We start from the raw sequence: 26981 nt of genomic DNA, 5'->3' as shown, positions 1-26981 counted from the left end.
CGCGCTTGTGGGGTGTCGAAAATGAGTGTCAGCGGTTGGAATCCTGCGACTAAGGTTCTGGTGGTCGATGTAGCGGAGATCATCAGGCAGCCCGAAAGTGCGCTGGAAGCATTTTGGCTTGGTGTCTCCGCATGCTGGTCGGCGTCGCTGCTCGCCTTAACTAGATTTGGCTCAAGGATGCCTTTGCGGGACAGGCTTAACGAGGCTTCGATGTCCTCGCCGCGGAGGTTGGCATACCGTGAAGATGTTCTTGCGTCAGTAAGGGATTGGCGCAGGCAGGGAGGGAGTACCGCGCTCTTAACCAAAACTGGAAGCAAGTTTGCGCAGTACATCGCTGATCACCTTGGGGTTTTTGACGAAGTGCACGCGCTGCCAGACTCTCGAGCCTTGCGCGACGAGAGGTTAGAGAAACTGTACGGCCCAGGTGGATATTCGAACTTCGACTCTCCGCCGTGTTTGCCCTTTAGCTTCGGGCAAAAATTACCGGAACAAAGGTGTCGAAAAATTACCTCCTCCGGATTGCCCATGCAGGAGAGCTTTCGGTTAATCCGCCCCCATCAGTGGCTCAAGAATCTATTGGTTTTCGTTCCAGCGCTTGCCGCGCACGAAATCACGCCTGAGAGCCTGTGGGCTTCGGCCCTAGCGTTCATATCGTTTAGCCTTATCGCGTCTAGTACGTACGTCCTAAATGACTTGCTCGATCTTAGTGCTGATCGTGCCCATCCTCGAAAGTGTCGTCGCCCACTGGCGTCTGGCGCTGTGGGTTTGAAAGTTGGCACACTGATGGTACCGCTGCTCGCGATCGCGGGCTGTTTGGTTGCGTCCATAGCTGGCGCAAAACTTTTGGGGATGTTGGCAATCTATTTTAGCTTTACGACCGCCTACTCTCTGAAATTAAAGCGTTTAGTCGTCATTGATATTTGTATGTTGGCGGTATTGTACACAATGCGCATATTAGCCGGCAGTGTGGCGACGGGTATTCCCAGTTCTGTTTGGCTTCTTGCTTTCTCGATTTTCTTTTTCTTTTCGTTGGCTGCTGTGAAGCGTCAAGCAGAGCTCGTAGATGGCATAGCGACGGGATTAGTGACTGCGCATGGACGGGGCTATCATGTTGATGATCTCTCAATAATCAGCAACATCGTCGTGGCCTCGGGTATGGTCTCGGTTATGGTTCTTGCTTTGTATTCGAACTCGCAGCCCGTGCTACATCTTTACAGACGGCCTGAGATGCTGTGGGGCATTTGTCTGGTTTTACTCTTCTGGAACAGCCGAATGGCAGTTCTGACTAATCGTGGTTTGATGCACGATGACCCGCTGGTCTTCGCTGCGCGTGATCGAATTAGTCAATTTTGCGGACTTGTCATTGCGGCGTTGGCCATTGCTGGAACGACTCTATGACCCCGCGCGTACTGGCGGCGCGTTATATCGGTTTCGCTACTGTGGCTACGGTAGCGAACTTGGGCAGCCAAAGATTGACCCTCGCGGCAACGCGTGACACGCCAATGACCGCTAATTATTGGAACTATTGCGCTGCAGTGTTGATCGGTACAGTCGTTGGATTGGTTGTAAAATTTATCCTCGATAAGCGCTGGATTTTTTATGACAAGACCAAAGGCGTCGACGCGCAGAGCAAGCAATTGTTTCTCTATGTCATGATGGGTGGGGTAACAACGGCGATTTTCTGGGGTGCAGAATCTTTGTGCTGGCTTGTTTGGCATACCCAGGTTGCGCGCGAAATTGGAGCAACCTTCGGCCTGACAATTGGCTACGTTGTTAAGTATCGACTGGATCGTCGGTTTGTCTTTGTGAACGACGGGGAAGTCGTCCGGAGTGTGACATGGTGATGTTAGGCGGCTGGGGACGTTTTCCTCAGGAAGACTGCGTCGTAAAAACACCGCGCACTGAATCGGAGCTGCAGCAACTGGCGTTGGGAAATTCCCTGGTCGCGAGGGGGAATGGTCGAGGTTACGGCGATTGTGCCATGAGTCAGATAGCGACCATCGACATGACTCGGTTCAATCGCTTTTTGTCATTTGATCCTCAAAGTGGATCCTTAGTGGCTGAAGCCGGCGTAGTCCTCGCCGACGTGATTGCCACATTCTTGCCGCACGGATGGTTTCCCTTTGTAACTCCAGGAACGAAATTCGTAACGTTAGGAGGCATGATCGCCGCCGACGTTCATGGCAAAAATCATCACAAGGACGGAAGCTTTCGCCGGTGCATTGATTGGATCGATTTGCTTGGCCCAGATGGTGAGGTGCGTCGCTGCAGTAAGAAGGAAAATGCAGAACTATTCGATTGGACTATCGGCGGGATGGGGCTGACAGGTATCGTTTTGCGGCTGTGCCTGCGGCTTCGACCTGTAGAAACTGGATGGATTCACCAGCGCACGCTGCCTGCTTCGAATCTCCAAACAGCGATGGCTCTGTTTGAAGAGCATGCCGACGCCACATACTCCGTTGCTTGGATCGATTGCCTGCACCGTGGCGCTGGACTTGGGCGCTCTTCCGTGACTCTGGGTGAACACGCGAAACAACACGAAATTGGCGCACGGAGCGAATATGCAGCGCCTCGCCCGCTCCGTAGACTGCCTGTTGATGCGCCTCAGTCTCTGCTGAATTCGTTTACGGTGCGCGCGTTCAACGCGCTCTACTATCGTCGAGCGCGCGCTACCAGAGGCCAGTCGCTTGCGAGTTGGGACGAGTTTTTCTACCCGCTCGATTCCCTACTTGAGTGGAACCGCATCTATGGCCGCCGTGGCTTCGCGCAGTTTCAATGCGTATTACCCTACGAAAGTGCTTCCAAGGGCTTGAGGGAGTTGCTCGGCGCGATAAGTGACAGCGGTCAAGGGTCTTTCCTTGCAGTGCTTAAGCGAATGGGAGGTGAGGAGGGACGGATTTCGTTCCCCCTCGATGGCTACTCGTTGGCGCTCGATTTTCCCATTGCTGCCACCTCACTCGCTTTGATGGAAAAGTTGGATGCAATCACCATTGAGCATGGCGGTCGCTTCTATCTGGCAAAGGATGCGCGCATGAGTCCGTCTACGCTGCGCACATCTGATCCCAGGGTTCACGAATTTATTGCGCTGCGACAGCAGCGCGGGCTCGACGTATTTCGTTCTAGCCTCGCGGAAAGGTTGAAACTGTGACTATGTCTGTTTTGATTGTCGGTGCCCGCTCGGATATTGGGTTGGCCACTGCGCACCGTTTTGCCGCAGCAGGGTATAATGTGCAGCTTGGAGCTCGAAATGCTAACGATCTGTCGGATGCCGCTGCAGATTTAAAAATCCGCTACAACATTCAGGCTACGACTCACGAAATCGACATCCTGGCGACGGACATGTTTGAGCAGTTCTTGGATAGTCTTCCTGAACTCCCGCAAGTTGCGATTTGTGCGGTTGGCCTGTTGGGCGATCAATCCACCTCGCAACGCGACATGGACTTGGCAAGTGTTGTAATGCGCAGCAATTTTGAAGGACCAGCCCTCATCACGGGCTTGCTAGCAGAACGCTTCGCCGCACGCAGTAGTGGCACACTTGTGGGCATCAGTTCGGTGGCGGGCGACAGAGGGCGAGCCAGCAATTACATTTATGGTTCCGCGAAAGCCGGTTACACTGCGTTCCTGTCTGGCTTGCGCAATCGATTATCAAAGGGGAATGTGCAGGTCCTTACAGTCATTCCTGGGTTTGTGGAGACCCGCATGACTGAGGGAATGGATCTCCCAGCCCGCCTCACGACGACTCCGAATCGGGTTGCCGACGCAATATTTAATGCGATCTCTCATAAGCGTGACGTCATCTACGTAAAACCGGCATGGCGGCTAATTATGGGTGTCATTTGTGCAATACCTGAGCGTCTATTCAAGCGGACTCAGATGTAATGAGGTCCAGTTTTAACGCTATTGTCGAGATATCCGAAAGCTTAATCCTTCGTATCGGCTTAGCTGCGGTCGGTATTGTCCTTGTAGCTGTATCGGCTGTGCGATTTCAAGCGCCAAAATTGTTGAGTCAGTATAAGGTCCTGACAGACTTCGACGCCTTTTATATCGCGGGTAGAATGGCCGGAGGGGGAAGGGCGGGCGATACCTATCACATGCAAACTATGCTGGAGGCGCAATACACAATATCAGGCGCCCAAAGCTTCATGCCATGGACCTACCCGCCCCCATTCACGCTGCTCGTGCAAGGTCTTGCGCACCTACCCATCGGTATAGCTTTTGCCGCGTTCGCTCTCGCCAGTTTCGCATTTTATATCTGGGTTCTGCGACGGATAGCCGGTAAATGGTGCCTGTTGACGATGATTGGCATTTTGCCTGCGATCGTTCTCAACTTGCGTACGGGCCAAAACGGCTTCCTGATGGCTGGATTGATCGGCCTGTGCCTTATGACATTCGAAAGCAAGCGGCCAATAGCCGGGCTGCCGCTAGGCCTGATGATCATTAAGCCACATTTGGGGGTTGGGGTGGGGCTGATTGCGCTACTGCAGAAGCGGTGGCAAGTGCTGTTTGTCGCCGCCACGGTTGTACTTGCACTTCTTGGTGTTTCCACATGCGTTTATGGCATCGGGATTTGGTCCGACTTTCGCAATGCTGTGCAAGAGGCGAGCGGCTTTCTTGCTAACGGCTACTATCCGCTCTTTCGCATGAGCTCAATTTACGCTTCGGCATATACATTCGGCTTCAGTGCGCTTGGCGCAATGGCGCTTCAGCTTGTTGGTGCGTTTATCGCTCTCGGGCTATTGGGACGCTTCTATTTTCAGAGGATTGATAGCCGAAGCCTCTCTGCATTCACCTGTATCGCTAGTTTGTTCGTAAGCCCCTATGCATACGATTACGATCTGACAATTCTTGGAGTAGGGTTGGCGTTCGTACTTCCGAACCTCGTAGAACGAGCTACCGGACGAGAACTTTTCCTACTGTTGTTGTTGAGCTGGTTTGTCTGTGGTTTCGGATTGGTTTGGAGAACAGTCATGACTGCCTTGTCATCGGATACTGGGGTGCAGATTACGTCTGACAATGTCGGCATTGCTTTAATCGCGCCAGCGCTTCTTGCCTTATGCTACTGGACTGCGCGCGTTCTTAGTCGGTCGATAGACCGAGTCCCCTATGTTGCCTGTAACAGGCTGGACGCCTCTGATGCATAAATCTGAAATCGCGCAACAGGTAGTGACTCAACGATCGGAGCGACCGGCTGAATTCGACACCTCGTACTTGTTGCGGATTGCATTGTATGCAGGGTCGCTTGCAACGTTGACCATAGGCTGGAACGACGGTTTTCCGCTCGATGACGCTTATATTACCATGCACAATGCGCGTGCAGTTTTGCAAGGTTGGGACGCGACATATGACGTGTCGCCACTTGTAGGGGCCATCAGCCTGGTTCACCATCGCTCTGATGGCGGGAATGGGCTTGTCATTTCCATGCCCATCAATTCCGCACACCATTCCCGCTCTAAGTAAAGTGCTTAGGACCAAAATTCTTATGATGAGAAGAGAAAATTTAGAGCAACGGATTTCCTGGCTGACACAGCGGCGCGTGTTGATTGGATCTACAACCTACTTCGTCATATCAATTATAGCGTTTACCGGCATTAAATTTTTGTCTCCTCATGCTGCGGTGATATTTGGCTCATTCTGGGAATCTGGTAGGGCGGCTAACATAGGGCTGAATCCTTACCTCAACTATCCAATGGTCTTCACTCCGGAATTCCCGTCCTTCGTCCACGAAGTAAATATGAACCCTCCAGCTGCATTGCCACTGTTCCAGATATTTGCACTATTGCCGGTCACTCTGGCCGCAGCAATTTGGGCGGCGATTTGTGGCGTCCTACATCTTGCCTGCGTGCTTATTTTGGACCGTCGCCTCGGTCTATCGCGGATACAATTGATTTGGCTACTCACATCGTTCGGCCTCGGTGGGATCAATATGGGGCAAATCTACACGCTGTTACTCGTTCTTGGTCTCAGCATTTGGGTGTGTTTGCAGTCCAGCCGAGTAAACTTGGCAGGCATGCTGCTCGGCGTTCTCGTTGCTATCAAGCCTAACTTCGCACTCTGCGGCGTGGTATTGCTCGTTTCCGGCCATCATCGTCCGGCCGTCATCGCCGCGCTGGTTGCTATTGGGCTTAGCTTGCTTCCAGCGCTGCTTTACGGCCCGCAAGTTTATAGCCAGTGGCTTTCTGCTGTCGCACGCGACAATCATGGGGTGGTTTTTGCTCACGAAATTTCGCTCAATGGCTTTCTGCGCCGCGCCGGTCTCAGCATGATTGCCATACCAGTTGTCCTATTGGTCTGCATCGCGGGAGTGGGGTATGCTTGGCGAACACGACCCAACTGCCTCAATGCACTCGCTTTCGGCATTTGGCTTGCAATTCTTTGTGCACCGCTGGCTTGGGGGGATTATCTGCTCATCATTACGCCGGTTCTAGTCGCTCGACGGTGGGATTGGCCGATGATCATTTGTGCGATACTGTTGTCGATCTCTATCGAGCCCAGCATCTGGGCCATCCGGAACACCAGCTTCGTGACACTGGTGGGCATTCTTTATTTGGCGCCCGTTCTGTTAGTAGGGTGGCAAATTGTGCGGAGCATCTTGCTTGACCTCGATAACGGAGCTGCCACAACGATTCCCGCCCTTCAATCATTGGTCAGCGTGGCCTGAAAATTCGGCTTTCCAAAAAGAAGTTGGGCGGCGATTGATCCCAGTAGCTCCGTTCAAAGAGGGCAATGCCGATCGCATTCAGGCGAAATATTGCTGCCATTTAACGAAAATATAACTCGAAGCTGCCATATGTGTGCGATGGCGGATAATCGAATTGATGGCTTTGACGGGCTTCGAGGAATTGCTGCATGCGCAGTTTTCTTGTGCCATGTGTTCGGCGGCGTTCGAACCAATGCCTATTTAGCTGTCGATTTTTTCTTTGTTCTTAGTGGCTACGTAATGGCCCGCCGCTATGAGGGCGAAATCGCCACCATCAAAGATGGTGCGTCTAGATTCGTCGCCGCCCGATTATCCCGGCTATATCCGCCCATTCTTCTCGCTAGTCTGGTCGGGCTACCTTGGGTGTTTGCAGTCGAGGCGGAGCACCCTTGGCGCATTGTGATTGCGTGCCTGCTTCTATTGCCCGTCGATGGAAGCCAAGGTCCGTACATGCTTAATCCACCTGCATGGTCAATCGCTTATGAACTCTTGGCGAATGTTTGCCACGCGGCGGTTTTTTCGCGAATTTCGACCCGAATTCTCGGGGTTTTGACACTCGCTTTGGCCGCCGCGCTGGTCGTGGCCACAAGAGGTCAGGGCCTTAACGTAATACCAAGCAGCGGCAATTTGATCGTAGTTTTTCTAAGAATGGTCGTGCCATATTGCGTCGGAATTATTCTTTATAGAAAGTGGAGGGATCTAGCTCCCGGGAAGATCGGCCCGATCGTGACGTTTGGAACGATGCCAGCGTTTTTCATTGCCGGGACAATATGGAATGGATATCCGCCAGTTGCAGATTATTTGTTTGTTATGATCGGTTGTCCTCTGCTCATTGCCGGAGGGTTGCAGAATGCGCGTAACTGCCGCTTGGCACGGGTCGCGGGAGAATTTTCGTTCCCTCTTTATGCAATACATGGCCCTGTGATTTTATCGATGAAGTACGTGGGGTTGCCATGGCCTTACCAAATTCTCGGATCACTTGTGGGAGGCGGACTGTTACTTCTTGTATGTAGAAGCACATTGTACCGTGCGAGGCGCAATGAAGCCCGGCTACCGGTAAGCGTACGGCCTCCCGCGTGTTGCGGCATTCGGGCTCGGCGCTGATGGACCTCCGCTAAACCACCTGTATCAGACTTATGCGTCGAGCCAGTAGCGCACTCTATAACTCGCTAGCTCCGAAGCCACTCGTCGGGCCAAGATTCGGCCCCGCTGATTGAAATCCTGCTCGTCTGCGTCAGCCGCAAAGCGCGATTGCGCCGGATCGTCTCGGTTCAAAATTGCATCGAACGTGGCTGCCCAATCCCATAGTTCGGTGACTAGTTGCGGGCTTAGACCAAGGTCTTCAGGATTGATGTTTCCCACTCTTGACGCATGGTCCCACCAGAGTGGCGCGCAGTCGTAATCAGCCATGATTTTGATTTGCATGCGCTGATTATGGTGAGCGACTGAATTGAAAGCAACGACCGCTTCCCACCCAAAATGCGCGTTCACGCCTGCGGGGTGGTCCAGTCCAAGGCAGCAGCTCGTCGATCCCATTGATCGGATGCCCCTTGCCGATCCGGTCGAGTACATCGGCTAGCCATTCCTGCGGATTGACGCCGTTAAGCTTCGCTGTCTCAAGCAGGGAATACATGGTCGCGGCACGTTCACCACCACAGTCGGCACCTGCAAAAAGCCAATTTTTGCGGCCGAGGCAGATGCCCCGGAGCGCATTCTCTGCCGGATTGTTGTCTATCTCTAACCTGCCGTCGTCGGTGTAAGCGAGCAATTGCGGCTTCAGCTTGACCGCATAACGCAGCGCCTCGGCCAGCGGTGATCAGGCCGATGCCGCGAGTAGTGAGGGCACGGGGATTGACGACGTCACGGGGGGTGACGACAAGGCCCCCGCCTCGCTCGCGGTCATCCTGCTGGTTTCGGTGCTGGTCGTTGCGACTTGCGGGCTGATCTACGAATTGCTGGCGGGCACGCTGGCAAGCTACCTGCTGGGCGACAGCGTCACCCAGTTCTCCACCGTGATCGGGTCCTACCTTTTCGCGATGGGCGTGGGCAGCTGGCTTTCGCGCCACGTTCGGGGCGACGAGATCGGCGTCTTTGTGCGGGTGGAAGTGATGATCGCGGCGCTGGGCGGCTGGTCGGCGGCGGGGCTGTTCATGCTGTTCCCGCTGGTGGGCGATTTCCGCGTGGTGCTCTATGCGCTGGTCTTGGCGATCGGCGTGTTGGTCGGGCTGGAAATCCCGCTGCTGATCCGCATCCTGCGCCACCGCTTCGCCTTCCGCGAACTGGTCTCCAACGTGCTGACTTACGACTATGTCGGCGCGCTGATCGCATCGCTGCTGTTCCCGCTGGTGCTGGTGCCGTGGCTGGGCATGATCCGCACCGGCTTCGTCTTCGGCCTTGCCAACGTGGCGGTCGCGCTGGCGCTGCTGTTCGCTCTGCGCCGCCAGCGCCGGATCGGTGCGGACATGGCGGCGGCGCTGGTGGTTGCGGCCAGTCTGCTGGTGGGCCTCGCCATGGCCGACCGGATGCAGCGCTGGTCCGAAGTGGCGTTCTATGCAGAGCCGGTGATCCACGCCCGCTCCACGCCGTACCAGCGCATCGTCATCACCCGGCGGGGCGAGGACTTGCGCCTCTATCTCAATGGCAATCTCCAGTTCTCCACCCGCGACGAGTATCGCTATCACGAGGCGCTGGTCTGGCCGGTGCTGGGCCGCGTTGCCGACCCGGCGCAAGTGCTGATCCTGGGTGGCGGCGACGGCCTTGCCGCGCGTGAAGTGCTGCGCGATGCGCGCGTGCGCCATGTCACGCTGGTCGATCTCGATCCGGAAATGACGCATCTGTTCCGCGATACGCCGCAGCTGGCCGCGCTGAACAACCAATCGCTCTCTTCGCCGCGCATCACCGTGCACAATGCCGACGCCTTCCGCTGGGTGCGCGAGGCGCGGGGGCAGTACGACGCGGTGATCGTCGATTTTCCCGATCCCACCGAGTTCTCGCTGGGCAAGCTCTACACCGAAAGCTTCTATCGCGAAGTGTCGCGCCTGCTCGCGCCCGAAGGGGTGATGACGGTGCAGAGCACCTCGCCGCTGATCGCCCCGCGTTCCTACTGGACGGTGGCGAGCACGCTGGAAGCGGCCGGGCTCTTCTCGCGCGGATATCACGCCTATGTGCCCAGCTTCGGCGAATGGGGCTTCACGCTGGCGGCGCATCGCCCGCTGACCGACGCGGTGCGCCTGCCGCATGGCTTGCGGTTCCTGACCGCGTCGAGCGAACGCGCGATGTTCGACTTTCCGCCCGACATGGCCCGCCGCCCGACGCCGGTGAACCGGCTGGACAACCAGGCCCTCGTGCGCAGCTTTGCCGAGGAATGGGGCAAGTATGAAGGCTGAGCCGACCCGGCGGCAGCTATTGGCCGGCGGTACGCTTGCGGCCGGCGCGGCGATGCTGGGCGGTTGCGGCGAAACGGCTTTCGCGGGCGAACTCAGCGGAGCCGACTGGCAGCGCGGCCACTTGCTGCGCGACCGCCGCTTTCCCTCGCCTGACGGACCGGTGGAGGAGATCGACGTCCTGATCGCCGGCGGCGGCGCGGCGGGCCTTGCGGCAGGCTGGCGACTGGCCGAAGCCGGGTTCGATCGCTTCGCCCTGTTCGAACTGGAAGACCACACCGGCGGCAATGCGCGGTCTGGCCGTAATGCGGTGAGCGCCTATCCGCTGGGCGCGCACTATCTGCCGGTGCCCAATCGCGAGGCGACGGCGCTGCGCCACATGCTGCGCCAGTTCGGCATGATGACGGGCGAGCAGGACGGGGTGCCGGTTTACGATCCCTATCAGCTTTGCGCCGATCTGGAGGAGCGGCTGCTGTGGCGTGGGCGCTGGCAGGAGGGGCTTTACCCCACATCCGGCGTGACCGCCGCCGACCGGGATCAGCGCGCGGCGTTTGATCGCCGGATGGACGCCTATCGCAAGGCCGTGGGCAAGGATGGCCAGCCCGCCTTCGCGGTTCCGATGGCCTATTCCAGCACCGATCCGGCCTTCCGCGCGCTGGACGGCATGAGCTTTGCCAAGTGGCTCGATGGCGAAGGATTCACTTCGCCGGTGCTGCGTGCCTATCTGCGCTATTGCTGCCGGGACGATTACGGCAGCGAGCCGGAACATGTCTCGGCATGGGCGGGCATCCACTATTTCGCCGGACGCCGGGGCTGGGCGACCCATGGTGATGGCGACCGCGAACTGACATGGCCGGAAGGAAACGGCCGCCTCGTCGGCCTGATGGCGCAGCGCCTGCGCGCGCACCTGCGGCCGGCGCACAGTGTATTCCATGTCGAACGTGATGGAGACGGCGCGCTGGTCGACGTATTCGATCACACCGCGCGCCGCAGCCGCCGCCTGCGCGCGAAGGCGGTGATCATGGCCATGCCGCATTTCGTCGCCGCGCGCGTCGCCCCGCAATTCGCGGCCGAAGGGGCGATGTCCTATGCGCCGTGGGTGGTCGCCAATGTCACCGTGGGGCGCCATCCCGAAGGCAAGGGCGTCTCGCTGGCGTGGGACAATGTCTCGACCGCCAGCGAAGCGCTCGGCTACGTGGTCGCCACGCATCAGAGCGAGGCCAACGACGGCGGACCGACCGTGCTGACATGGTATCTGCCGCTGTCGAAAGAGAGCCCAGCAGAAGCGCGCAAGATCCTGATGACGCGCCCGCTGCGCGCATGGCAGGCCATAGTGCGCGACGATCTGCTGGCGATGAACCCCGATCTGGACGGCGCGATAGAGCGCATCGACGTCTGGCGCTGGGGCCACGCGATGATCCGCCCGACGGCGGGTTTCCTAACCGATCCGGCGCGCACTTCCGCGTTGGCCGCAAAGCCGCCGGTCGTCTTCGCCCATTCCGACATGAGCGGCTTGTCGCTCTTCGAGGAAGCGCACTATCGCGGCGTCGCGGCGGCGGAAGCGGTTCTTGCCCACCTCGATCACCTTACCGAAAGCCTGCTCTGATATGAGCCACACACCCGACAACAGCCTGCATCTGATCGCCGATATCGAAGGCTGTCAGGGCCTTGGCGATATCGCCCTGATCGACCGCGCGCTGCGCGAGGCCGCCACGGCCGCGCGGGCGACCTTGCTGGAAGTGCGGTTGCACCACTTCGGGCCGGGCCTGGGCGTAACGGGCGTGGCTTTGCTCGCCGAATCGCACATCTCGATCCACACCTGGCCGGAACACGGCATGGCGGCGGTCGACCTCTTCGTCTGCGGCGTGGAGGCGGATGCCGAGGCGGGGCTGGCAGTGATCCGCAGACTGCTGCACGGCACTATCCGCCGCCAGCAGGCGATCACCCGGTTCGAGCTGCCGGTTCCGCGCGAGTCGGGGGCTCACGCAGAACGGGTCCCGTGAGTCAGCGGACGGTGAAGCTATAGCTGCCCTCTACGCGTTGCTGGTCGGCGGCGGCAGCGTGCCACGTCAGCTGGTAGGTGCCGGTCGGCAGCGGGCGCGGCAGGGCGATGGTCAGGGTCTTGCCGCTGGCCTTGGCGGCGATGCCCTTGATCGGCATCGGCTTGTGGTCCGCCATGCCGGGCATGGCCGTCATCACCAGATCGATGCCCGAAAGCGGGGCCACAAGGTCTTCGGAGAAGGTCAGCGCGATGGAGGTGGGCTTGGTCACTGCCGAATTGGCGGCGGGCGTGGCGCTGACCAGCCCCGGCTGGGCAAACGCAGCCGAAGGCAGGGCGGCGAATGCAAGGAGGGTGGGGGCAAGCAGGGCGGGGGTAAGGCGGCGCATGGGAGAAACTCCGGTTTCGTGATCCGGGTGAACCAGCTTGCCCGGACTTGCAGGAACCCATACGCAGGGCGGCACGGCATCCCTTGTGCGCCCCGCGATTTTTTTGCGTGGGTGGGGCTGAGGGATGCGGGCAGGCCTATGCGTATGGGCAGGCGAGACGGCCGTAATGGTCAGGCAGACGGGAATGAGCCGATGAACGAAGTGGACGAAATGTTCGCATTGCTGCGCGGCGAACCGCTGCCCGCATCGCTTGGCGCGATCGACGATGCGGTCCTGTCGGGGCTGGCCGCCGGGCGCGATCGCATGGTGGGTCGGCGCGGGCTGGCACTGGCTTGCGGCGTGGCGGCGGTCGTCGGGCTGGGGGGCGGTCTGGCGCTTCCGGCGTCGGCGTTCCAGCGGGACCATGCCGATACCGAAACGCTGTTCGGCCTGCCGGCGGCGGCGCCGTCGCACTTGTTGGCGTCCTGATCCATGCGGAATCTGCGCGGGTACGTTCTGGTCGCCCTCGCGGCCTTTCTGGTCGCTCTAGGTGCACTTTGGGTCGGGCAGAAATTGCGGGCGGACAGGCCCGAGGAAAGCCGGATCCACACCCTGCTGCACGGCGAACTCGATCTCGATGCCGGGCAGCGGCAGCGGATCGACGCGCTGGAGCAGGGCTTCGCCGCGCGCCGTACTCAGCTTGAAGGCGAATTGCGCGCCGCCAATGCCGATCTGGCCCGGGCCATCGACCATGAACATGCCTATGGCCCCGACGTGGAAAAGGCGGTCGACCGGTCGCACGTGGCGATGGGCGAATTGCAGAAGGCGACCTTGCAACACCTCTTCGCGATGCGCGCGGTGCTGCGGCCCGACCAGACCGCGCGCTTCGACAAGGCCGTCGCCGAGGCCCTGACCAAGCCGCAGGACTGAACGGGCGTGGCCGCGCCGGAACTGGATGAGGCCTCAGCGGTCGCGGCGGCGCTTGCCGGGCGCCAGGCGGGTTTCATCGCGCTGATGGACGGCCATCGCGATGCCGTATTCCGCATGGTTCGGGGTCACCTCGGCAACGAGGCGGACGCTCTGGACGTGACGCAGGAAAGCTTCGTCGCCGCCTTCCTCGCGCTGCGCCGCTATGATCCGGCGCGACCGTTCCGGGCCTGGATCCTGCGCATTGCGCTCAACAAATGCCACGATTGGGCAAGGCGCCGCAAAGTGCGCCGCTTCTTCGCCTTCGCGCTGCCGATGGAGCATGCCGGTCATGTCGCCGACGAGGGGCAGAATCCCGAACAGGCGCTTGCCTCGCGCGATGAGGTCGCGCGGATCCACGCCGGGATTGCCGCGCTGCCCGCCGCTCTGAAGGAACCGTTGCTGTTGTGTGTGCTGGAGGGACTGACTCAGGAAGCGGCCGCCGCGATCCTTGGTATCAGCCGCAAGTCCGTGGAAACCCGCATCTATCGCGCTCGGCAGAAATTGTCTTACCTGACGGCGCGAGAGTGATCAGCGTGAAAGTGCGGCATCCACCGCACCTTCACGCCAATCGGCACCGCTGCGATTTCGCTCAGCGGCGATGGTAACCGTAAGGGCCGTGATACCCGCCGCGATAGCCCCGGTAGCCTCTGGGATAGCCGTATCCCGGACGGCCGTAGCCATAGTGGCCGTAATACCACGTGCGATAGGGATAGGGCCGGTAGGTCCACCGGTTGTCGATGAAGATCCAGGGGCGATACCAGGCCGGTGCGGCATAGTAATAGGGGGCGCCGTAGCCTTCGTAATAGAAGGCGGGGGCCTGCGCGCGCACGACATATCCGGGCGGGCAGCCCGGGCTGGTGTCACCGCCGCTGGCGCTGCCGACGGCCGCGCCGCCCACTGCGCCCATGGCGCCGCCCACCACGGCGCCCGCGCCGCGATCATGCCTGCCGGCCACGCTTGATCCCAGCAACGCTCCCAGCAGGCCGCCGATCAAGGCGCCGGAGCCGGCATTGCTGCCGGAACGTATGCAATAGCGCTGCGCCCAATCCTCTGCATGGGCTTCGTAGTAGCGATCCTGGTCAATCTGCTGCGCATAGGCCGGGTCCGGCTGGTAGCCCGGCGGCGGTGGCGGCGGCTGAGATCCGTCGTATCCGCGCGGGGCGACCGCGGCGTAGCTATCCGGCGGCGGCGGTGCAGACGGCGCATAAGGCTGGCCGTAATCGCCCTGATACTGATCCTGATATTGGCCCTGATAGGGAGAGCCGGGAGGCGGGGGATAGGCCTCCGGCGCTTCGGGCGGCGGGTAGTCCTGCGCCGAAGCGGCGGCAAGCGGCGTCGCAACCGCAACCACCGCCATCATCACGTATGCTCCCGCTTTTTGCAGACTGCCAGCCATGTCACTTGTCCCGTCGAGTTTCTAACACCGAATGTGTCATTTCCAGTGTGAACTGCCGCTGACGGGAGATGCGATGGAATGTTCTAAAATGTAACGAAATGTCGCGGCTGCCGTTGCGGCGCCCGTTCTCGTCGCAATGCTCGCGCCGAGACGTTGCCTCAATGGGCCCTAAATCCCCGGAATCGCGCTGTTGATCCGGCTGATGGGAGCGACGCGGCGGGACATCTCGCTGGTGCCGGCGTCCAGCGCTTCCACCATGACCTTTTCCCAGGCATCGACCACACTGCTGGCGGAAAACGATTCCGCGATCGCTCTGGCATTGTCGGCAAGGCGCCGGCGCAATTCCGGATCGCGCATCAATTCCCGCATATTCCGGGCGAGCGCTTCGATGTCTTCGGGCGGAACCAGCAATCCATTGACGTTCTGGTCGATCAACTCCCCCGGGCCCCACTGGCAATCGAAGGAGATCGACGGAATGCCGGCGGCCAACGCCTCGGCCAAGGCATTGCCCCAACCTTCGTAGCGCGAACTCATCACGAAGATATCGGTGTGATCGACCCATCCGCCCGGACGTTCGCTGACCCCGGCAAAACGCACGCGGCCGTGCAGGCCCAGTCGATCCGCCATGTCTTCCAGTTTCGCCCGCTCCGGGCCTTTCCCCCAGATGACCAGATTCCATTCCGGATACTCGCCGGCGATCTCGGCAAAGGCGTGGAGCAGCAGGTCGAAGCCCTTTTGGTGCACGAGGCGGCCAACGGCGGCGATAGACTTGCCGTTTGGCGCTGCGGTGTTGTGGCGTTCGAAACACAGCACGGGATTGGGAATGACCCACTGGCGCGGGCGCATGGCCGGGGGGAAGCACTCCATCGCGCCTTTGGTCATGGTCACAAGCCCGAAGGCGCGCGGATAGAGCCGCGTTCGCAACCAGGACCAGACGGGGCCCACCGATTGTTCTTTGGGATTGTTGCGCTCCGACACGATGATGGGGGTTTTCTTGCCCAATCCGGCGAGAAGCGTGAGAACGTTGGTGCGCGTCAGGAAGCTGACCACGACATCGGGCGACGCCGCATCCAGCGCCCGGCGAAGTCGCAAGGTGCGCCGGATTGCCGAGACCTTGCTCGCCAGGGCCGACTGCCGCCGCGGCGGAAGGTCGAGCCGCACGACATCCACATTGGCGGGGTAGCGGTAGTATGACGGGCTATCCGATTCCGCGAAGCAGATCACGCTGATCTGCCAGCCACGCCGATCGAGTACATCGGCAATGATGTTCGCAACACGTTCAGCCCCACCAGCGGTCAATCCGGAGAGCACCAGGGCAACCCGCTTGCGTTCCGGAAAGGCAGGTTGGGCCCCGGGTTTTGTGGCCGCATTCTGAATGCCTTGCGATGGGTACGTCATTGCCATTGTCGTTCGGAACCTCCCCTAGCTTCCAGGTCGGCCGCACGTTTTCGTGCGATCCGCACTCAGCATTGCTCGGCCGAATGCCCTATTTACACCCGAACGGGCCGATTATTCGTTGCCGCCAAGAGAGTTACTCCGCTTTATCCATGGTAGTCCCCTCTCGGCATCCCGTACGGGCCAAGGCGGCGATAAAATCCTTCGCGCGGGAGCGAACGGCGCATTCAAATGAGCGGCTGGACAAATGGCCGCCAATTGTCTCAGGGGCGGTGCAAGTTGGTGCGACGGGATGCGTCCCGCTATTGTGTCGATGCGAAGTATCGATTGACGGTGCGATCCGCTTACTCCTATAAATGCCATGCAATCCAGAGCGATGACGGTCTGTTCAAGACCATTCCGGTAATGGTTCGCGTCATTTCTCAGATCCCATAAGCGTCGTTTTCGGCGTTGTCTTGCATGCAGCGCAAAAAGGGGATTCTGGTGCTTTTTAACTTGCGGGCACCTCGGGGACTGTGCGGAAATTCGCGCGACGCGTATTCAGCAGTGCCGAACGAATATATCTTCCAGGGCATTTCCCGGACCGTCCCCAACAGGCTGCAGCCTGCGCGGGCCGCGGTGGTGCAATTGGCGCTTTGCATTGGCTTGTCCGCATGTTCTTTCGCGCCGCCTTACGCACAGCCGCCATTGCCGGTGCCGGAACGCTTTCCAGGCAATGCAGAGGGACGATCCATCGCTGCGCTCGATTGGCATGCCTTCTTCCGTGAACCGCAATTGCAGGCGCTGATCGGGCAGGCCCTGGCCAACAATCGCGATATCCGCCTGGCATCCGCGCGCGTGGCCGAGGCGCGCGGAGCCTGGCGGATCGAAGGGGCTGCGCTCTATCCCCAGCTCGACGCCGTGGGCAGCGGCACGCGCGGGCGCACGCTGGTGGCGGGCACCGATCAGTACGCCGATCTAAAGCAGGTTACCGCGCAGCTCAGCGCCAGTTGGGAAATCGATTTCTGGGGCCGCCTGCGCAATCTGCGCGACGCTGCGCGCGAACAGTACCTCGCCAGTGAGGAGTCGCGCCGCGCCGTTGCCACCGATCTCGTCTCGCAAGTGGCGCTGGGGTACCTGCTGGAACGCGAGTACGAGGAACGCGCCGAACTCGCCCGCCAGTCGATCACCACGCGTGAGGAAACCTTGCGGATCATGCGCCGCCGTTATGAGGTGGGATCGGGCAACAAGCTGGACATGGCGCAGTCGCAAGTGCTGCTGGCGCAGGCACAGACCACGCTGGACGCGCTGGAGCAGGAGCGGGGCGTCAACCGCAATGCGCTGGCGCTGCTGGTTGGCGCGCCGGTGGAGATCGCGCCGGGATCGCTGGGGCTGACCGGTGATTTTCCCGATTTCACGCTGCCGACCGGCCTGCCGTCCGAATTGCTGGTGAACCGGCCGGATATCGTCTCGGCCGAACACCAGTTGCGCGCGGCCAACGCCAATATCGGCGCGGCGCGGGCGGCGTTCTTTCCCAATATCAGCCTGACCGGCGCTTTCGGCACCTCCAGCTCGGACCTGGCGGGATTGTTCACAGGCGGCAGTCAGGCGTGGAACTTCGCGCCGCAGATCGTCATGCCGATCTTCAACGCGGGGCGGCTGAAAGGCAATCTGGACGTGGCCGAGGCGCGCCGCGATCAGGCGGTGGCCACTTACGAAAAGACCATTCAGTCCGCCTTCCGCGACGTGTCCGACGCGCTGGTGCGGCGCCAGCAACTGGCCAAACAGATCGTCACCACGCGCGGGCTGGTGGAAGCGCAGCGCGAACGCGCGCGGCTGGCGCAGTTGCGCTTCGACAACGGCCGCTCGACCTATCTGGAAGTGCTGGATGCGCAGCGCGATCTTTTCGATGCCGAACAGGCGCTGGTGCAATTGCGCCGCGCCGAACTGGCGAGCGTGGTCTCGCTCTATTCCGCGCTGGGCGGCGGCTTTCCCGCCAACCGGCCGTTCGAGACGCCCGCCGCAACGCCGGCCAGCCAAGAGGGGCAGTGACGATGAACAAGACCTGGATCGTCAGGGGGCTGATCCTCGCGGCCGTGATCGCGGCGGCTTTCGCACTCTACAAGCTGCTGACGCCATCGGGCCTGCCGGAAGGCATCGTGGGCGGCAACGGCCGGCTGGAGGCGACCGAGATCGATATCGCCAGCAAGTCCGCCGGGCGCATCCGCGATATCGTGGTGGATGAAGGGCAGACGGTGAAGGCCGGCGATGTGATCGCCCACATGGACGTGGACGTGCTCACCGCCCAGAAAACCGAGGCGGAGGCGCAACTGGCGGAGGCGCAGAACACCGTGCTGGTCTCGCAGACGCAAGTGGCGCAGCGGCAGGCGGAAAAGGCGGCGGCCGATGCCGTGGTGCGCCAGCGGCTGGCCGAACTCAACGCCTCGCGCAAGCGGCTCGGCCGGTCCGATACCTTGTCGCGCGAAGGGGCGACTTCGGCGCAGGAGCGCGATGACGATGCCGCGCAAGTGGAGGGCGCCTCGGCTGCCGTGGAGGCCGCAAGGGCGCAAGTCGCCTCCGCCGAAGTGGCCGTGACCAATGCGCGCAATCAGGTGATCGGCTCCTCGTCCCGCGTGGAAGCCACGCGCGCGACGATCCAGCGGATCGAGGCCGATATCAACGATGCCACCTTGCGCTCCCCGCGCGACGGCCGCGTGCAGTTCCGCATCGCCCAGCCGGGTGAGGTGGTCAGCGGGGGTGGCCGCGTGGTCAGTCTGGTCGATCTGACGGACGTGACGATGACCTTCTTCCTGCCCGCCACCGCCGCCGGACGGTTGGGTATCGGCAGTGAGGCGCGGATCGTGCTGGATGCCTTGCCCGACAACCCGATCCCGGCGCGGATCAGCTTCGTGGCCGATGTCGCCCAGTTCACGCCGAAGACCGTGGAAACCCAGAGCGAGCGCGAGAAGATGATGTTCCGCGTGCGCGCCCGGATCGATCCCGCACTGCTGCGCCGTTACATGAGCCTGGTGAAGACCGGCCTGCCCGGCATGGCCTATGTGAAGATCGATTCCAGGGCGGAATGGCCGGCCTCGCTGCAACTCCGTGGCGCGCTGGCGCCGCAGAAGGGCCAGAGTACGGCGAAGTGAGCGAGGGGGCGTAAGCATGTCCGCGCCACCGGGCATTTCCACCGAACCGGTCGTCCGTGTCAGGGGCGTTTGGACGCGCTATGGCAAGACGGAGGCGCTGCGCGGCATCGATCTGGACATTCCCGCCGGGCTGATGATCGGCATGATCGGGCCGGACGGCGTCGGCAAGTCCAGCCTGCTCTCGCTCGTGTCCGGTGCACGGGTGGTGCAGGAGGGCGAGGTGCGGGTGCTGGGCGGCGACATGCGCGATCGCAAGCACCGGCTCGATGTCTGCCCGCGCATCGCCTACATGCCGCAGGGGCTGGGCAAGAACCTCTATCCCACGCTTTCGGTGGAAGAGAATCTCCAGTTCTTCGGCCGCCTGTTCGGGCATGACGGGCCGGAGCGCCGTCGCCGGATCGACGAATTGACGCGGGCGACAGGGCTCGATCCGTTCCTGGCGCGCCCCGCCGGCAAGCTTTCGGGAGGTATGAAGCAGAAGCTGGGCCTGTGCTGCGCACTGATCCACGATCCGGACCTGCTGATCCTTGACGAACCGACCACCGGCGTCGATCCACTGGCCCGTGCCCAGTTCTGGGACCTCATCACCGATATCCGCAAGACGCAGGCGCAGATGAGCGTGATCGTCGCCACCGCCTATATGGACGAGGCGCAGCGCTTCGACTGGCTGGTGGCGATGGACGACGGCAATGTGCTGGATACCGGCACGCCGCAGGAAATCTTCGACCGAACCGGTACCACTTCGCTGGAAGAGGCTTTCATCGCGCTGTTGCCCGAGGAGAAGACGCGCGGGCACAGCGCGGTGGTGATCCCGCCGCTGGAGGCGGACGAGAACGATATCGCCATCGAGGCGCAAGGCTTGACCATGCGGTTCGGCGATTTCACCGCGGTCGATCACGTCAGCTTCCGCATCCGCCGGGGCGAGATTTTCGGCTTTCTGGGCTCCAACGGCTGCGGCAAATCCACGACGATGAAGATGCTCACCGGCCTGCTGCCTGCCAGCGAGGGCAAGGCCTGGCTGTTCGGCAACGAGGTCGATTCCAGCGATATCTCCACCCGCCGACGCGTCGGCTACATGAGCCAGGCCTTTTCGCTTTATGGCGAACTGACGGTGCGGCAGAATCTGGAACTCCACGCCCGCCTGTTCCATGTGCCCGCCGCCGAAATTCCCGCGCGCGTCACCGAAATGGTGGAGCGGTTCGACCTGACTCATGTGCTGGAGGAACTGCCCGAAAGCCTGCCGCTGGGCATGCGCCAGCGCCTCAGCCTTGCCGTCGCCATGGTCCACAAGCCGGACCTATTGATCCTGGACGAGCCGACATCGGGCGTCGATCCGGTGGCGCGCGATTCCTTCTGGCGATTGCTCGTGGAACTGTCCCGGCGAGACAAGGTGACGATCTTCATCTCCACCCACTTCATGAACGAGGCGATGCGCTGCGATCGCATGTCGATGATGCATGCGGGCAAAGTGCTGGACAGCGATACGCCGCAGCGCCTGATCGACAAGCGCGGCGCGAAAGATCTGGAAGAGGCGTTCATCGGCTATCTGGTGGAGGCAGGCGGCGACACGCGCAGCCCGCAGGAAGGCGCGCCGGCGCTGTCAGCGGAACTATCGCATCCCGATACCGGCGGCGCCTTCAGCCTGCAGCGCTGCCTGACGTATGCCTGGCGCGAAACGCTGGAATTGCAGCGCGATCCGGTGCGCGCCACGCTGGCGCTGGCGGGGTCGCTGATCCTGATGCTGGTGATCGGCTTCGGCATGACCACCGATATCAACGAACTGTCCTACGCCGTGATGGACCGCGATGGCAGCCTGCTGAGCCAGAACTACGCGCTGGATATCTCGGGCTCGGACTACTTCAAGGAACACGCGCCGATCCGCGATTACGACGATCTGGAGCGGCGGCTGCAGAATGGCGAACTGGCGCTGGGTATCGAGATTCCGCCGGGTTTCGGGCGAGACGTCCGCGCGGGGCGCGACGTGACCGTGGGCGTCTGGTTCGACGGCGCCAATCCTGGCCGGGCGGAAACGGTGCAGGGCTATATCCAGGGCCTGCACCAGCACTGGCTGACCGAGCAGGTGCGCAGCCGCATGGGATCGACCAGCGGCGTCTTCTCTCTGGAAAACCGCTTTCTCTACAACCCGGACGTGCAGAGCCTGCCGGCGATGGTGCCCCTGGTCATCCCGTTGCTGCTGCTGATGCTGCCCGCCATGCTGACGGCGCTGGCGGTAGTGCGGGAGAAGGAGATCGGATCGATCATCAACCTCTACGTCACCCCCGTTACCCGCAGCGAATTCATGCTGGGCAAGCAGGCGCCATACGTGGGGCTGGCGCTCATCAACTTCCTGCTGATGGTGCTGATGGCCATCTTCATCTTCGGGGTGCCGGTGAAAGGCAGCTTCCCCACGCTGCTACTGGCGGCGACGATCTATTGCATCTCGGCCACCGGCATGGGCCTGCTCGCCTCCGCCCTGACGCGCAGCCAGATCGCGGCGATGTTCCTGGCGATGATCGGCACGATGATTCCGGCGACGACCTTTGGCGGCATGACCGATCCGGTCTCTTCGATGGAGGGCGGCGCGCGGTTCATGGGCGAAATCTATCCGGCCAGCCACATGTTCACGATCAGCCGCGGCGTCTTTGCCAAGGCTCTGGGTTTTTCGGACCTTGCCGGATCGTTCCTGCCGCTCGCGATATCGGCGCCGGCGATCGTCGGCGTCGCCATCATGCTCCTCAAGAAGCAGGAGACCTGACATGCTGGCCCCCCTGTTTTCCAAGATTTCCAATATCTACCGGCTGGGCGTGAAGGAGCTGTGGAGCCTGTGGCGCGATCCGATCATGCTGGTGCTGATCGTCTTCACGTTCACCGTATCGGTCTACACATCGGCCAATTCCACGCCGGAAACGCTGCACAACGCCGCCATCGCCATTGTGGATGAGGACGATTCCCCGCTCTCCCAGCGCATCGTCGCCTCGTTCTATCCGCCGCAGTTCGTGGTGCCCAGGATGATCGTGCCGCAGCAGATCGATCCCGGCATGGACGCAGGCGATTTCACGTTCGTGCTGCACATTCCCCACGGTTTCCAGCGAGATGTGCTGGCGGGGAGAGGCGCGGAAATCCAGCTCAACACCGATGCCACCCGCATGAGCCAGGCCTTCACCGGCAGCGGCTATATCCAGCAGATCGTCAACGGTGAGGTGAACGAATTCGTCAACCGCTACCGTGCGAACACTGTGCCGCAAGTGGACCTTGCCATTCGCGCACGGTTCAATCCCACGCTCAACAAGTCATGGTTCGGCGCCTTGGCGCAGATCATCAACCAGATCGCGATGCTTTCCATCATCCTGACCGGCGCCGCGCTGATCCGCGAGCGGGAGCACGGCACGATCGAGCACTTGCTGGTGATGCCGGTGACGCCGTTCGAGATCATGATGTCGAAAGTCTGGTCGATGGCGCTGGTGGTGCTGCTGGCTTCGGCGCTTTCGGTGAACCTGGTGGTACGGGCGCTGATGCACGTTCCCATTGCCGGATCGCTGCCGCTGTTCTTTGCAGGCGCGGGGCTGGTACTGTTCTCGACCACATCGATGGGCATTTTCCTTGCCACCATCGCCCGCAACATGCCCCAGTTCGGCATGTTGATGATCCTGGTGCTGCTGCCGCTCCAGATGCTTTCCGGCGGCAGCACACCGCGCGAATCCATGCCGAAGCTGGTGCAGGATGTGATGCTTTTCGCGCCGACCACGCACTTCGTGGAACTGGGGCAGGCGATACTCTTCCGGGGGGCAGGCTTCGACGTCGTCTGGCCGCAGTTCGCCGCGACTGTCGGGATCGGCGTGGTGTTCTTCGCAATCGCGCTGGCCCGGTTCCGCTCGACGATCAGCGCGATGGCCTGAGTATCTGGGTTTCCTATACCCGCCATGTGCGGGCCGCGGCGAAACGCGCCGTCCTAGGCCGCGCCGATGATCGAACCATAAGGTGTTTGACGTAGAGTGCCGGGTGGCAGGATCGCTAACATGATCGCAGTGGAGTTTCCCGGATAGGTCGTTCACCGCGCTTCGCCCTCACGAAGCCGGACGGATTGCCTGCCACATTTTTGGATATTCCCACCCAGACAAGACTACGGGGGTTCGGGTTTATCGCCCGAACCTCCGTTTTTTAGCCGGCAGCAATTCGATCGCGATGAGCGAAGGCCAACGGCGCCTTTCGGCACGGTTATCTGGATTGTGACGAGGGGAGGGGCTCCGACATCGCGGTTTGCTGCTCAATCCGCGACCGGATATCGGCCTTGACCTCGGCCTGGCATTCCCGGCTTTGCGCTTCGAGTGCAAGATGGATCGTCGAAAGCCGCGATCCGCAAACTTCGCGCGCCGCTTGACCCATCCGAATGGCGAGCCGGCGCTGACCATCAACCGTGGTCAGGTCCAATCCGCTTAGGTTCATCATGACGCTGCTCTTGACCAGCGGATTTACGGGTTCGGCGGCGTGCAGGGCAGGGGCGATCGCACAGGCGGCCAAAACCGCCAAGGTTGCCTTCAGCATGTTCATCTCCGGCGTTTTTCCGGCCGATCTGTGGCGGCCTTGGTTAACACATAAACTTTCGGGCGCGGGATGGCAACGCCGCGCCGGTACAGGGCGGCCGGGGGCCTGATCGGGCGCCGATAGAGGGTGCTACGTCAAACACCGTATGGAGCGATGCGATAGGCTGCCCGACACCCGGCATCACGATCGCGCATGGCGCCCCGCTCACTCGGCCAAGTCCGGCGAGTGCGGCGGATCCACGTGCGTAGACTGTCTCCCCGCACTCGCCGGACAAAACGACAAAGGAGCGAATGTCTTGAGCAGGTCCCGTATTTGCCGTTACCTGACGAACTCGATCGGCCGGGGCCTTCTCCTCGTTGTGCCGCTGGGGTGCGCGGCCGGTGCCGCCCAAGCGGCCCCGACGCAATCGGCGGCCGACGTTCATGCACCGGGCGTCGTATCGCGCCCCGCCGTCCATGCGATGTCGGATCTTGTTATCGATGCGACGATCAAAGTCGGCACCACCGCCGATTGGGTGACGATCACCGCCGACAAGGTCTGGGTCGGCAGTACGGGGCCGAATGCCGTGCACGAGATCGATCCCAGGACGAATGCGGTCGTCAGCATCGCTCTGCCAGGGCGTCCTTGCGCCGGGCTGTCCGCCGATCGCCGCAGTATCTGGATCCCGCTGTGCGGGCCGACGCCGCAACTGGCCAAAGTGGACCAGAAGACGCGGCAATTGAGCGCCGTGTTTACCGTAGGCCCGCCGGCCGGTGAAGGCAGCCTGGCCATCGGCGCGGGAAGCCTCTGGCTCGTTACCGACAGGAAAGGGTCTCTGGCACGCATCGATCCGAAGACCGGAGCGGTCGTTCATGTCATTCAGGTGCCTGCCGGGTCCTACAATCCGGTGTTCAACAAAGGGCTGATCTGGGTGACCCATGTGGACGGGCAGGATGTCTCCGTGGTCGATCCCGGAACGAATACGGTCATCGCCAACATACCGGTGGGTCCGAACCCGCGTTTCACGGCAGCAGGTGCCGGGGCGGTGTGGACCTTGAACCAGGGGGACGGCACGCTGAGCAGGATCGACGCGAGGCGCCGCGAAGCCGCGCCTGCGCAGGCGCTCGATACCCCGGGCCATGGCGGGGACGTTGCTTTTTTTAAAGGGCGGGTCTGGACCACTATGATGAAAACGCCGCTTAGCGCAATCGACGCCCGCAGCGGCATGCCACTGTGTCAGTGGAAGGGCGAAGGTGGCGATTCATTGGGAGTCGGCCATGGCGCGGTGTGGCTCACCAATCTGCGCTCGGGCACCGTCTCGCGCATTCCGTTGGCGAAGCTGCCCGCAGACTGTTCGGCCGAAAGGGATGCGAAGTGATGGCCGCGCGGGCATCGGCCAGCGGCACCGGCCCATTCCTTTCGCCGCGTGGCCGCAGAGCTTTGCGCGCCGCGTTCCTGCCGGCCGCCGCCGCACTTCTTGTGGGGGCAGCACCGCAATCCTTCAAACCGCCGCATTTCGCGCCGTGGATCGATGGAACGACGGCCAGCGAACCTGAGACACAAGTGCAGATGATCGACGCGGACACCGCCGTGATCCGCCAGTCGGTCCGCACGAATTTCGAGGCGCCGTTTCTTTACCTGCTGTTCGGCCACGATCGCGCGCTGTTGCTGGACACGGGGGCGGGCGGGCTGCGAATTCGGCCCACCGTCGATCGCCTGATAGCGGCGTGGCGCCAGCGGCATGGCGGCCGCCCGATCCAGCTCATAGTCGCGCACTCGCATGGCCACGGCGACCACCATGCCGGCGACGCCGAATTTGCCGATCGACCCGATACGACGCTCATCGGCCTTGCGCCAAATCAGGTCGCGGATTTCTTCGGCATTGCCGACTGGCCCAACGGCATCGGCCGTTATGATCTGGGCGGGCGCATGCTGGAGATCGTCCCGACGCCGGGCCACGAACCCGCGCACATCATGGTCTACGATGCAAAGACGCAGTTGCTGTTTTCGGGAGACATGCTCTATCCCGGGCGCCTGTATATTCCCGCAGAGCACTTTGCCGAGTTTCGCGCCAGCGCAGATCGGCTTGCTGCCTTCGCCGAAACGCATCGCATCCGTGCCTTGCTGGGCGCGCATATCGAAATGACCGATTCCCCGCAGCAGGACTATCCGATGCGGGCTGCGAGCCATCCATCGGAACATGCCCTGCCGCTTTCGCCGGCCGTCATCGGTGAGCTTCAGCAGGCACTCGCCAGCGACGGCGCAGCGAAGACGATCGATCGGCACGCGGATTTCATCGTCTATCCGCTTCCACCCCGACCCGCCCGATGATCCTCGGCTGACTTGGGGCGGTAAAGAAGCTCGACGTGCCGCGCGCGTCGAGCTTCATGCTTTACCCTGCAGTCTGCGCGGCATTGGTCATAGAGTATCCGCTGTCCTGTGCGGAACGCGCCGATTTGGCTGGTTCAACCCGGGCCGCGTCTTCACCCGCCAAGCGCTTGCGGAACCGGAGGTGGATGAGCCGGTGTTCGAGGATGCGTCCGGCAATCCACAGCGCAAAGAAGATGCCCATGTAGGTATAGGCGGTGGTCATCGACGGCTTGCGGTTGCGCTTGCCGATTTCCTCGCCGTCTTTCTTCTTTTCCGGCGTGGGCGCGCCAAGGAACTTGTCGACCGGATTCATCGGCACGTCCTCAGCCTTTACCAGGGACCGCTTCTTGGCCGCTTCGGCCTTGGCCTTGGCGACTTCGGGCGGATTGCGCCACTGGTCCAGGGAAACGCCGACATAACCCAGCGCATAGAAGAAAAGCGGCGCCAGAAAACATGCCAGCAGCGCCCGGCTGGTAATGCTGTAGCGCAGCACGCCATTGGAAACGCGCAACGTGCCGCCGTCGAACGCGGACATCTTATCCTGAGGAAGCGCGTCCTTCTTGCTGAAAATCAGTGTGTCACCATCGATGCGATAGGTCGTGCCCTTTTCCTCGAACATTTCTTCGAGCTTGCCGAAGGCGTTTGCGGCGGTTTCGGTTGGCGGGATCGGCAGGCTGCCACGCATCCGCCAGATCCAGTCGATGTAAGATAGCTTCACGAAAGGTTCCTTCGCATGCCGCGCGAGCGAATTCGCT

Annotated in this window: 24 protein-coding genes and 1 pseudogene; 19 read left to right on the top strand and 6 right to left on the bottom strand. The window is 61.3% G+C overall.

All coding sequences use genetic code 11. The annotated features are described in order from the left end of the window. The first annotated feature begins 21 nt into the window (after positions 1 to 21). The 7 genes from ACZ1JV_RS01070 to ACZ1JV_RS01040 all read left to right on the top strand — a co-directional run bounded on the left by ACZ1JV_RS01070 (position 22) and on the right by ACZ1JV_RS01040 (position 7801). Positions 22 to 1398, top strand: coding sequence for a UbiA family prenyltransferase (locus tag ACZ1JV_RS01070; RefSeq protein ID WP_465149241.1), 1377 nt, complete (start codon positions 22 to 24; stop codon positions 1396 to 1398). Further along, complete coding sequence (locus tag ACZ1JV_RS01065; protein WP_465149240.1) at positions 1395 to 1844, top strand: GtrA family protein; 450 nt, start codon at positions 1395 to 1397, stop codon at positions 1842 to 1844. Before ACZ1JV_RS01070 ends, ACZ1JV_RS01065 begins: the two co-directional genes overlap by 4 nt. Beyond that, positions 1838 to 3148: an FAD-binding oxidoreductase gene (locus ACZ1JV_RS01060; protein ID WP_465149239.1), complete on the top strand. Its 1311-nt coding sequence runs from the start codon at positions 1838 to 1840 to the stop codon at positions 3146 to 3148. Before ACZ1JV_RS01065 ends, ACZ1JV_RS01060 begins: the two co-directional genes overlap by 7 nt. 2 nt (positions 3149 to 3150) lie before the next feature. Next, a complete protein-coding gene (locus tag ACZ1JV_RS01055; RefSeq protein WP_465149752.1) occupies positions 3151 to 3879 on the top strand; it encodes an SDR family oxidoreductase in 729 nt (242 codons plus the stop codon). Then, entirely contained in the window at positions 3879 to 5141 is a 1263-nt protein-coding gene (locus ACZ1JV_RS01050; RefSeq protein ID WP_465149238.1) for a glycosyltransferase family 87 protein, read from the top strand. Before ACZ1JV_RS01055 ends, ACZ1JV_RS01050 begins: the two co-directional genes overlap by 1 nt. A gap of 251 nt (positions 5142 to 5392) precedes the next feature. After that, positions 5393 to 6658 carry a glycosyltransferase family 87 protein gene (locus ACZ1JV_RS01045; RefSeq protein ID WP_465149237.1) on the top strand — a complete coding sequence of 422 codons (1266 nt, stop codon included), beginning with the start codon at positions 5393 to 5395 and terminating at the stop codon, positions 6656 to 6658. A 129-nt stretch (positions 6659 to 6787) separates the two neighbouring features. Further along, positions 6788 to 7801, top strand: a complete 1014-nt coding sequence (locus ACZ1JV_RS01040; RefSeq protein ID WP_465149751.1) for an acyltransferase family protein — start codon at positions 6788 to 6790, stop codon at positions 7799 to 7801. 383 nt (positions 7802 to 8184) lie between these two features. On the opposite strand, the pseudogene ACZ1JV_RS01035 reads toward ACZ1JV_RS01040, so the two are convergent. Beyond that, positions 8185 to 8513: pseudogene (locus ACZ1JV_RS01035) on the bottom strand (transposase domain-containing protein); the annotation flags it as partial. A gap of 34 nt (positions 8514 to 8547) precedes the next feature. Between ACZ1JV_RS01035 and ACZ1JV_RS01030 the strand changes: the two are divergent. The 3 genes from ACZ1JV_RS01030 to speD are packed head-to-tail and all read left to right on the top strand — an operon-like array spanning position 8548 to position 12083. After that, positions 8548 to 10083: a polyamine aminopropyltransferase gene (locus ACZ1JV_RS01030; protein ID WP_465149750.1), complete on the top strand. Its 1536-nt coding sequence runs from the start codon at positions 8548 to 8550 to the stop codon at positions 10081 to 10083. Next, positions 10073 to 11686: an FAD-dependent oxidoreductase gene (locus ACZ1JV_RS01025; protein WP_465149236.1), complete on the top strand. Its 1614-nt coding sequence runs from the start codon at positions 10073 to 10075 to the stop codon at positions 11684 to 11686. Before ACZ1JV_RS01030 ends, ACZ1JV_RS01025 begins: the two co-directional genes overlap by 11 nt. Position 11687: 1 nt before the next feature. Beyond that, on the top strand, positions 11688 to 12083 hold the full coding sequence (gene speD / locus ACZ1JV_RS01020; protein ID WP_465149235.1) for an adenosylmethionine decarboxylase: 396 nt from the start codon (positions 11688 to 11690) through the stop codon (positions 12081 to 12083). 1 nt (position 12084) lies between these two features. Here speD and copC read toward each other — a convergent pair whose 3' ends face one another. Further along, positions 12085 to 12468, bottom strand: coding sequence for a copper homeostasis periplasmic binding protein CopC (copC, locus tag ACZ1JV_RS01015; RefSeq protein WP_465149234.1), 384 nt, complete (start codon positions 12466 to 12468; stop codon positions 12085 to 12087). Positions 12469 to 12660: 192 nt separating this feature from the next. Here copC and ACZ1JV_RS01010 point away from each other — a divergent pair, with 192 nt between their 5' ends. The 3 genes from ACZ1JV_RS01010 to ACZ1JV_RS01000 are packed head-to-tail and all read left to right on the top strand — an operon-like array spanning position 12661 to position 13944. Continuing rightward, on the top strand, positions 12661 to 12936 hold the full coding sequence (locus ACZ1JV_RS01010; RefSeq protein WP_465139195.1) for a hypothetical protein: 276 nt from the start codon (positions 12661 to 12663) through the stop codon (positions 12934 to 12936). A gap of 3 nt (positions 12937 to 12939) precedes the next feature. Beyond that, a complete protein-coding gene (locus ACZ1JV_RS01005) occupies positions 12940 to 13377 on the top strand; it encodes a Spy/CpxP family protein refolding chaperone (protein ID WP_465149233.1) in 438 nt (145 codons plus the stop codon). Positions 13378 to 13383: 6 nt separating this feature from the next. Beyond that, entirely contained in the window at positions 13384 to 13944 is a 561-nt protein-coding gene (locus ACZ1JV_RS01000; RefSeq protein WP_465149232.1) for an RNA polymerase sigma factor, read from the top strand. Positions 13945 to 14005: 61 nt separating this feature from the next. Here ACZ1JV_RS01000 and ACZ1JV_RS00995 read toward each other — a convergent pair whose 3' ends face one another. Further along, the gene (locus ACZ1JV_RS00995) at positions 14006 to 14812 is read right to left on the bottom strand and encodes a glycine zipper 2TM domain-containing protein (RefSeq protein WP_465149231.1); all 807 of its coding nucleotides are present in this window, start codon (positions 14810 to 14812) and stop codon (positions 14006 to 14008) included. 168 nt (positions 14813 to 14980) lie between these two features. Then, positions 14981 to 16216, bottom strand: a complete 1236-nt coding sequence (locus ACZ1JV_RS00990; RefSeq protein ID WP_465149230.1) for a glycosyltransferase family 4 protein — start codon at positions 16214 to 16216, stop codon at positions 14981 to 14983. Between the two features lie 636 nt (positions 16217 to 16852). Here ACZ1JV_RS00990 and ACZ1JV_RS00985 point away from each other — a divergent pair. From ACZ1JV_RS00985 to ACZ1JV_RS00970, 4 genes are read left to right on the top strand one after another with little or no spacing between them, the layout of a single operon-like run. Next, complete coding sequence (locus ACZ1JV_RS00985; protein WP_465149229.1) at positions 16853 to 18238, top strand: efflux transporter outer membrane subunit; 1386 nt, start codon at positions 16853 to 16855, stop codon at positions 18236 to 18238. After that, positions 18235 to 19335 (top strand): HlyD family secretion protein, encoded by a 1101-nt coding sequence (locus ACZ1JV_RS00980; protein ID WP_465149228.1) that lies wholly within the window; start codon positions 18235 to 18237, stop codon positions 19333 to 19335. Before ACZ1JV_RS00985 ends, ACZ1JV_RS00980 begins: the two co-directional genes overlap by 4 nt. A gap of 16 nt (positions 19336 to 19351) precedes the next feature. Next, positions 19352 to 22090, top strand: coding sequence for a ribosome-associated ATPase/putative transporter RbbA (gene rbbA, locus ACZ1JV_RS00975; protein ID WP_465149227.1), 2739 nt, complete (start codon positions 19352 to 19354; stop codon positions 22088 to 22090). Positions 22091 to 22103: 13 nt separating this feature from the next. Beyond that, positions 22104 to 23231 carry an ABC transporter permease gene (locus ACZ1JV_RS00970; RefSeq protein WP_465149749.1) on the top strand — a complete coding sequence of 376 codons (1128 nt, stop codon included), beginning with the start codon at positions 22104 to 22106 and terminating at the stop codon, positions 23229 to 23231. A 319-nt stretch (positions 23232 to 23550) separates the two neighbouring features. Here the strand turns inward: ACZ1JV_RS00970 and ACZ1JV_RS00965 are convergent, their stop codons facing one another. Further along, the gene (locus tag ACZ1JV_RS00965; protein ID WP_465149226.1) at positions 23551 to 23877 is read right to left on the bottom strand and encodes a UrcA family protein; all 327 of its coding nucleotides are present in this window, start codon (positions 23875 to 23877) and stop codon (positions 23551 to 23553) included. A gap of 295 nt (positions 23878 to 24172) precedes the next feature. Here ACZ1JV_RS00965 and ACZ1JV_RS00960 point away from each other — a divergent pair, with 295 nt between their 5' ends. Together ACZ1JV_RS00960 and ACZ1JV_RS00955 are read left to right on the top strand one after the other, a co-directional pair. Then, positions 24173 to 25234, top strand: a complete 1062-nt coding sequence (locus ACZ1JV_RS00960) for an NHL repeat-containing protein (RefSeq protein ID WP_465149225.1) — start codon at positions 24173 to 24175, stop codon at positions 25232 to 25234. Continuing rightward, the gene (locus ACZ1JV_RS00955; protein ID WP_465149224.1) at positions 25234 to 26187 is read left to right on the top strand and encodes an MBL fold metallo-hydrolase; all 954 of its coding nucleotides are present in this window, start codon (positions 25234 to 25236) and stop codon (positions 26185 to 26187) included. The genes ACZ1JV_RS00960 and ACZ1JV_RS00955 overlap by 1 nt, the downstream gene beginning before the upstream one ends. Positions 26188 to 26248: 61 nt before the next feature. On the opposite strand, the gene ACZ1JV_RS00950 is transcribed toward ACZ1JV_RS00955, so the two are convergent. Continuing rightward, the gene (locus tag ACZ1JV_RS00950; RefSeq protein ID WP_465149223.1) at positions 26249 to 26944 is read right to left on the bottom strand and encodes a hypothetical protein; all 696 of its coding nucleotides are present in this window, start codon (positions 26942 to 26944) and stop codon (positions 26249 to 26251) included. Positions 26945 to 26981 lie beyond the last annotated feature (37 nt).

The organism is Novosphingobium sp. BL-S-19, from assembly GCF_055521675.1.
This window is presented reverse-complemented; position numbering and strand designations above follow the sequence as displayed.